The following is a 7225-nucleotide window of genomic DNA, read 5'->3' on the forward strand; positions in this document are numbered from 1 at the left end:
TGTAGGGAACACGCGAATGGCGCAGCAACGACTTCAGCAAGGCACCGACCAGAAGACCGCCGATGGCAAGCAGCAGGGGCATGAGAAATGAGAATTCTTCCATAATGTGTGTGTTTTTGAATAGAAGTTAGAGAAGTTAAAGAAGTTAGAGAAGCTAAATGAGTTAAAGAAGTTAGAGAAGTTAAAGGAGTTAGAGAAGTTGGAGAAGTTAGAGAAGTTACAGGAGTTAGAGAAGTTAGAGCCAATACATAGACTACTCTAAACACTCAACGCTCAACCTTAAACTTTTCAACTCTCCATTCTCAATTATCCATTCTCCATTATCCATTAATCATTAATCATTCTCCATTAACCGCCTCGGCTAGCTGATCGAGTGCCTGCTTCAATGCTGCACGGGGACAGCCTACGTTGAGACGCATGAAGCCGCGACCGGGTTCGCCAAAGGTGGTGCCGGTGTTGAGTGCCAGGCGTGCCTTGTCGGCAAAGAGGCGTTCCAGTGCTTCTTGCTCCAGGCCCAACTGACGGCAGTCGAGGAAGACGAGGAAGGAGGCTTGCGGACGTATCATGCCGATGGCAGGGATGTGCTGGCGCAGATAGGATTCGGTAAAGTCAATGTTGCCCTGAATGTAGGCTAGCAACTGGTTGAGCCACTCCTCGCCATGCTCGAAGGCTGCCTTACAGCCGATATAGGCAAAAAGATGGCCTTCGCAGAATTCTCCGGCTTCCATGAACTGCTGGAAACGGGCGCGCAGGGTGTCGTCGGGCACAATGGCAAAGGAACTTTGAACGCCCGGCATGTTGAACGTCTTGCTGGGTGCCATGAAGGTGACGGAATTGGAAGCGGCTGCCGGACTGACCGTAGCAAAGGGATGATGCTTGTAAGGCGGCAGGGTGAGGTCGGCATGGATCTCGTCGGAAATGACAAGGGTACCGCTTTCCTGACAGAGTTCGGCTATGCGACGCAGTTCGTCTACGGTCCAGACACGTCCGCCGGGGTTGTGAGGATTGCACAGGACGAGGGCTTTGCAGCCTTGCAGGTCGTGACGAAGGCGGTCGAAGTCGATGTGGTAGTGTCCGTCGCGCAGGTCGAGAGGAGAACGGACTGCTTCACGCTTGAGGCGTTCGGTCACGAGGAAGAAAGGGTGGTAGACAGGAGTCATCACCAGGACGCGGTCGCCGGGATTGGTGAAGCAGAGCAAGGCAAAAGCCTGTCCGCGCACAATGCCGGGAACAAAGGTCAGCCAGTCGGGGCGTACTTCCCACTGATGGCGTTTCTGTAGCCAGTGGCAGATGGTGGTGTCCCAGCCTTCGCAGGGCATGGCATAGCCCAGTACCTCGTGTTCGAGACGTTGACGCAAGGCATCCATTACAAAAGGAGGCGTACGGAAATCCATGTCGGCTACCCACATGGCGGTCAGATCGTCACGTCCAAATGCATTCTTCATGCCGTCCCACTTCACTGAACCGGTGTGACGGCGGTCTATCAATTCATCGAAATTGTAAGTCATATATTTATAGGTTTGATCATTCGTTCTAAGTTTCGCAAGTTTATTAACGTATTAGTTGACAAGGCTTCAGTCAACAAGTATACAAGGCCGGGAATGCCCTGTTTGAAACACAGATTCCACTGATTATCAACGACTAAAAATATAAATCCGCGTTATCCGTGTCTATTCCCTAAACCCTCCACACCGAACCCTCAACTCTATCAAATTGGGAACCAGATAAACACGGCCACATCCCACACGGCATGGGAGACAATGATGGCTCCCAAACGCTGGGGGAACAAGCGGTAAAGGCCGCCCCACACAATGCCGGCTACCAGAGCTGCCATCAGCAGCATGAAGTTGCACGAACCGGCATGGACCAGTGCATAGAACGCCGTGGCGACCAGGAAACCGGTATTAGGATTCCAACGGCTGGAAAGCGTACGCTGCACATAGGCACGCCAGAAGATTTCTTCGGCGGGACCTATCAGGAAAAGCATGAGGGCGGATAGCAGCCAGGGCGACTCGCCTTCTTTCATGCCATAGATCAGGTTGACCTGCGGACGGGCAAAGTCGAAAAGCCAGGAGGAGACTTTATCGCCTGTCCAGAACACGCACCACAGGACAACGGCTATGAGGATGCCCAGCAATACTTCACTTGCGCTCCACCTGACTCCATGCCACCAACCGGGATTGAAGCATGTGGAGAGAACGGAGAGTGTGAGGGCAGAAGCGGTCATCATCCACCAGAAATTGACGTAAGGAGCCGTGAGGGGGGAGAACATCACCGTCCACAGCACGGCTGCCAGTATGAGGGTAAATATCAGTTTTTTCACGAGAACAGACGGGCTAAAACAAACGACAGGGTGAAAAGCAGACTGAACATGAGCTGGAGCTTGGCAGTCAGTTCGTCGAGGCGGGAAATGCCTTCCATGCCCAGAACGGGATAACGGGACATCATACGGACATTGCCCAAGGCGGGAACCAGGGCAATCCATACCAGCATGGTCCACCAGGGGAACAGGCCACCGGCAGCACAACCGGCTATCCAGCCGAAGGGGAAAAGCACTTCGGCACAGTAAAGGTACATGGAGGCACGGCCACCCAGGGTCATGGCAAGGGTGGAGATATCGGCACGTACGTCGGTCTCGATGTCGCGCGTGTTATTGGCGTGCAGGATGGCTACCGTAATGAGTCCTACGGGAACACCTGCCCACATGGTATTCCAGTCTGTCACGCCGGTGGCCACGTAAGCCGTACCCAGCATGGGCAGCAGGGCATAGGCTATGAAGATGACGACATCGCCCAGAGCGCGGTACTTCAGTGTGGGATAGAGCAAGGTGCAGGCCGCACCACCGATGCCGATATAGAGCAAAGGAAGTCCTGTGCGGAGAAGCAGACCGATGCCGGCAATCAGGGCCACTGCCAGCAGCGAAAGGGAAAGGCGGTAGATCTCCTGCGGACGGAAAAGCCCTCCGGTCAGGGTACGTACACCGTGGGTATCTTCCCGGTCGACCCGATGCTTGTAGTCGAAATAATCGCTCCACGTATTGCCTGCGGCATGAAATACGATGATGTTGAGCAACGCCCATACACCATTGATCCAGTTCACCTCATAGCCCGCCCAATAGAGGTAGGCCAACGTCACCGCCACAGGCATGGCCGAGGCAGGAAACGACCAGGGGCGCACAGCCACCAGCCAGTCTTTCAAGGAATGTTTGTTCATAAAAGAATATTTTTTGGTTAGATTGTGGCAAATGTACGAAATATATTTGCCATTTCAATAACTTATCATCCGCACCTAAAAATCTGTATTTTGATACACCCTTATTTCTGATAAATGACCTATATTATTTGAAGAATAGTTGATCAAATATCCGCCTCCATTTCAAATATTCATCTGTACCGTTTCGGAAAACAGTGCGGAATTCCTTTGAAACTTCTTCCGGATTCATGCGTTCAAACGTTATTTCCCAGTAGCCTGTGTCGTCTGATTTATTATAAAGAACAAGCCTATTGTCTGTAAGTTCCTTAATTGTAAAAAGGCCTGTCAGAGTTCCACTATTGTACAAATACAGCACATTGTCTAGGATATTCCAACTATTACCAGCAAAGGAACTATCATCTTCTGAACCTCCATAAGAAATACTCCAATATCCATTGGACTCAAAATTAGCTATTATCGATAGACTGGAAGGAATATCCATATCATCTACATCATCTTTATAGTGTATTCCTCGCCAATGACCAACTATAGAGCTATCTTCCCAAGAAGGAAGAAAAGCTGCCTGAGCTCCATTCGACTCAAGTACCGCTGTTAAACTTCCTCCTTTTTCCGGTGTCCATATAACACTAACATATCCTTTACTATCACTCACAGCCGAAATAACTGATAAATTTCCATTTCCTTGTTGAACAAAAGTAACCGTTTCGCCTTGAACCGGCATATTTCCAGGAGAAGAATATGTCTGGAATGTGACGGTAACAGGTTCTCCTTCAGTCAAGTGTTGACCATTAGAAGGGGAAACCAGTTTAATAAGGGTAGATTCGATAGTCGGAGTAAATGCAGCTGAAGCTATTGTTTCACCTTCTGCACTCAGTACTTCTGCTGTCAGCACGTCACCTGCATTCGCCGGGGACCAGTTAACCATTACCTTACCGTCAGCATCGGTTTTGGCATTTGCCGAGAATCCTCCTTTACTGCTAAATCTGACAGATCGATCTGAACTTGGCAGTGTTTGTCCGTCAGTTGCGTATTGAACCAGAAAACAAACTTCGGCTTGCTCGCCAGGCCTCATTACATATCCATCGACCGGTGACAACAATGATATTGAAGTCTGAATCAGTTTAGGTATAAAAGTCGTTTCGGCAAGCCGTACCATCGAAATATTCCCGTCAGTGTCTGTCACTGGCTGTTCAATATAAGCTGTCAATGTTGGCTGTTCGAACGAAGGAACCCACTGAGTGAAAGCGACTCCCTTATCATCGGATACGACTTTCTCACCATTAGAGAAACTTACTTCCACTCCTGAAACCGGTGTAGCTGGAGTTTCTTCAACAGCTTTGTTCGTCACAAGAAAAGAAACTCCTATTGGGAAACCATTTTCCAACAAGTCACCATTTTGAGGTGACAGAAGCTGTATGTCGTAGCCCTGCAGAGTTGGAACAAATTCCGCAGAATTGATTTCTTGACCTTCTTTGTCAACAATACGGGCAATCAGTTTATCATTTACATCCTGAGGGGTCCAGGTCACTTTAGCAATGCCATATTCATCAGTTGTCACAAACTCATCGCTTAATTTACCGCCCGAAGTGGATTCCAGACAAATAGTAACCCACTCACAATCGTATTCTTGCGTCGGCGTAAGCGGAGAATAGGCGGAAGCCTTAAACTGTACCTCAACCGGAGAACCTACAACTAAAGGAGTTCCATTGGATGGAGAAAGTAATGTGACCGAATAAGGAGCAGTGAATAGATTCTGATAAGTATTGTCTATATCCTGAAGACCGTCATGATATGACCAGAGTTCATTATCGCTCTTCCGGAAAGCCCAATCGATACCAACATTATAACTGAGACCTGCACCAAAATCAGCTTTCCAGCCCAAGTATTGATCATTGCCAGAGCCCGTAACCTGCATTCCGGCTTCCAAATCAACTTGCAAATAAGGCAAAACAGAAAGCCATGGCCCAAGCAGCTTATTAAAAAACAAACTGATATGAGGATAAAAACCTCCTTTCATATGGAAAGAACCTTGTGCATTAAATACCGGATCGTGAAGGCCATAAGAGGGTTGACCAAAATTCTGAATTACCTGAGGAGGATCCATATTGTCTTTATTCCAGTTAAGTCCTAAACGTCCGATCATATAATTAAAATAGAAGCCAGCTTCTGCAGAAATCTTGGCCTCGGCATCCATTTTCAGATAAGAGCGTAAATCAACTTGTACATCTACTGTAACAGGGACATTTCCCACTAAAAAAGTAACTTGTATCGGTATAACATTCTGAGCTACCAAATTATCCAATTCATTAGATGGAGCTGTTTCAAATTCATATATCAACAATAAATCCAAATTTAAATTGCCCTCTACATAATACTGAAATCCCCAAATATTATCCTGCGAAAGATAATTATCGCCAAACCAAAAATAAATATAAGAATCGAGACCTAAATCGAATGAACAGTTTTTCCAGCTCAACGTTCCTAATTCACCATTATAAAGATCTGTTCCACTCCAATCTTGTTGATATCCGATATGGGCATTTCCATCGCAAAGGTTACGTGTAACGGAACGACTGTCATACAATACCTGCCGCGTACCATCGCTATGCATGACAGATATTGTTTGAGGGGTGACAATTCGCACAGGAACACCCGAACGAGAAACAGCCCTACCAGAATTATCTGGTTTCATTGAAGGATTCGTAGCCAATGCAAATTCCATATTCTCAAATAAATTAGACATAGTACCCCGATCTGTCTGAAGAATCAATTCGTTGCCTTGAGAAGAAACAGACTTCACTATGCGTATCATACTTCCATAATCATTACTATACGGTAATACTATCACATCATCCGAACTAACTTCGGGCATAGACATTCCATCGGCATAAGACACATGAAGTTCTCCTGTACTTTCATTATAATAATCAATACTAACATGATCCGTATCATCAAAATCCATATCAACATAATGAGTATTAACAGGTGCATATTGTACTATTTCTAATATCTCCGTTGCCGTTCCAGAAGTAAAAGTCAGCATACAGCTACGATCTGTTTCGCCCGTGTTTTCCTGAACAATTATTTGAATAACAGTTTCACCTTCTCCACCATTTTCAGGCGATACTGTACACCAATCAGAAGTACCACTCACACTCCACTCACCATTGGAAGTAACTACAATCGATTGTTCTCCTACTTCTGCTTCAAAAAACAATTGTTTTGAGTCAAGACTAATCTCTGATTTCTGTGCATCATTTCCTTCGTCTTTTCCACAACCTATCAAAACAAAAAGTCCTAACAAAAGAATACATGGAAATAATAAATTCGTTTTCATAATGAAAAAGTATTTAAAGTATATTGGTACAACAAAAATAGATATTTTAAACTATATTATCAAACAAAAATTCTTTTAAACAAGAAACGAAAAAATATCTGTTCGTTTACATAGGAAGCCTTCCATTATTCTTGCACTCGCCTTTCACTATATTTAGATAAAACAGGAGGCGGCTCGGCATAATCAAATCTGAAAACTTTGGTTTTCATTTGTCTCTGCGCTCGCCTTTCACTATTTTTGCACCCCGATAAAAGAATGAATGTATGACGAAAGCCCTGTTTTTCGATATTGACGGAACGCTGGTCAGCTTCCAAACTCATGAAATACCTGTATCGGCCGTAGAGGCACTGGCAGCCGCCAAGGCTGAAGGTCACCGCATCTTTATTGCTACCGGACGGCCACGCATCATCATCAGTAACTTAGGTGCCTTGCAGGAACGAGGACTGATAGACGGATACATCACCATGAACGGCGCTTACTGTTTTGTGGGCGACGAAGTGATCTACAAGAGTCCCATACCTGTAACAGACGTTCGCACACTGACGGACTACTGCGCAAAGCGGGACATTCCCTGCATCGTGGTGGGTGAGAACGACATCTGTGCCTGCCAACCCGACGAACGGGTGCAGGAAGTGTTCTACGAGCATCTGAAAGTGACAGTGCCCATCCCTACAC

General features: G+C 46.5%; 5 protein-coding genes. 1 reads left to right on the forward strand and 4 read right to left on the reverse strand.

Annotation, left to right across the window (positions count from 1 at the left end; all coding sequences use genetic code 11):
* Positions 1 to 338: 338 nt before the first annotated feature.
* From QVP67_RS14165 to QVP67_RS14180, 4 genes are all read right to left on the reverse strand, one after another.
* Entirely contained in the window at positions 339 to 1508 is a 1170-nt protein-coding gene (locus QVP67_RS14165; protein WP_022164209.1) for a MalY/PatB family protein, read from the reverse strand.
* Positions 1509 to 1708: 200 nt separating this feature from the next.
* Positions 1709 to 2323 carry a CPBP family intramembrane glutamic endopeptidase gene (locus QVP67_RS14170; protein ID WP_022164210.1) on the reverse strand — a complete coding sequence of 205 codons (615 nt, stop codon included), beginning with the start codon at positions 2321 to 2323 and terminating at the stop codon, positions 1709 to 1711.
* The gene (locus QVP67_RS14175; protein ID WP_022164211.1) at positions 2320 to 3213 is read right to left on the reverse strand and encodes a prenyltransferase; all 894 of its coding nucleotides are present in this window, start codon (positions 3211 to 3213) and stop codon (positions 2320 to 2322) included. Before QVP67_RS14175 ends, QVP67_RS14170 begins: the two co-directional genes overlap by 4 nt.
* Before the next feature lie 124 nt (positions 3214 to 3337).
* On the reverse strand, positions 3338 to 6550 hold the full coding sequence (locus QVP67_RS14180; RefSeq protein WP_022164212.1) for a BACON domain-containing protein: 3213 nt from the start codon (positions 6548 to 6550) through the stop codon (positions 3338 to 3340).
* Positions 6551 to 6813: 263 nt separating this feature from the next.
* Here QVP67_RS14180 and QVP67_RS14185 point away from each other — a divergent pair.
* On the forward strand, positions 6814 to 7225 hold a 412-nt coding region (locus QVP67_RS14185; protein ID WP_288180255.1), incomplete at its 3' end, for an HAD hydrolase family protein.

Source organism: Bacteroides sp. CAG:633 (assembly GCF_000435115.1).
Lineage (GTDB): Bacteria > Bacteroidota > Bacteroidia > Bacteroidales > Bacteroidaceae > Bacteroides > Bacteroides ndongoniae.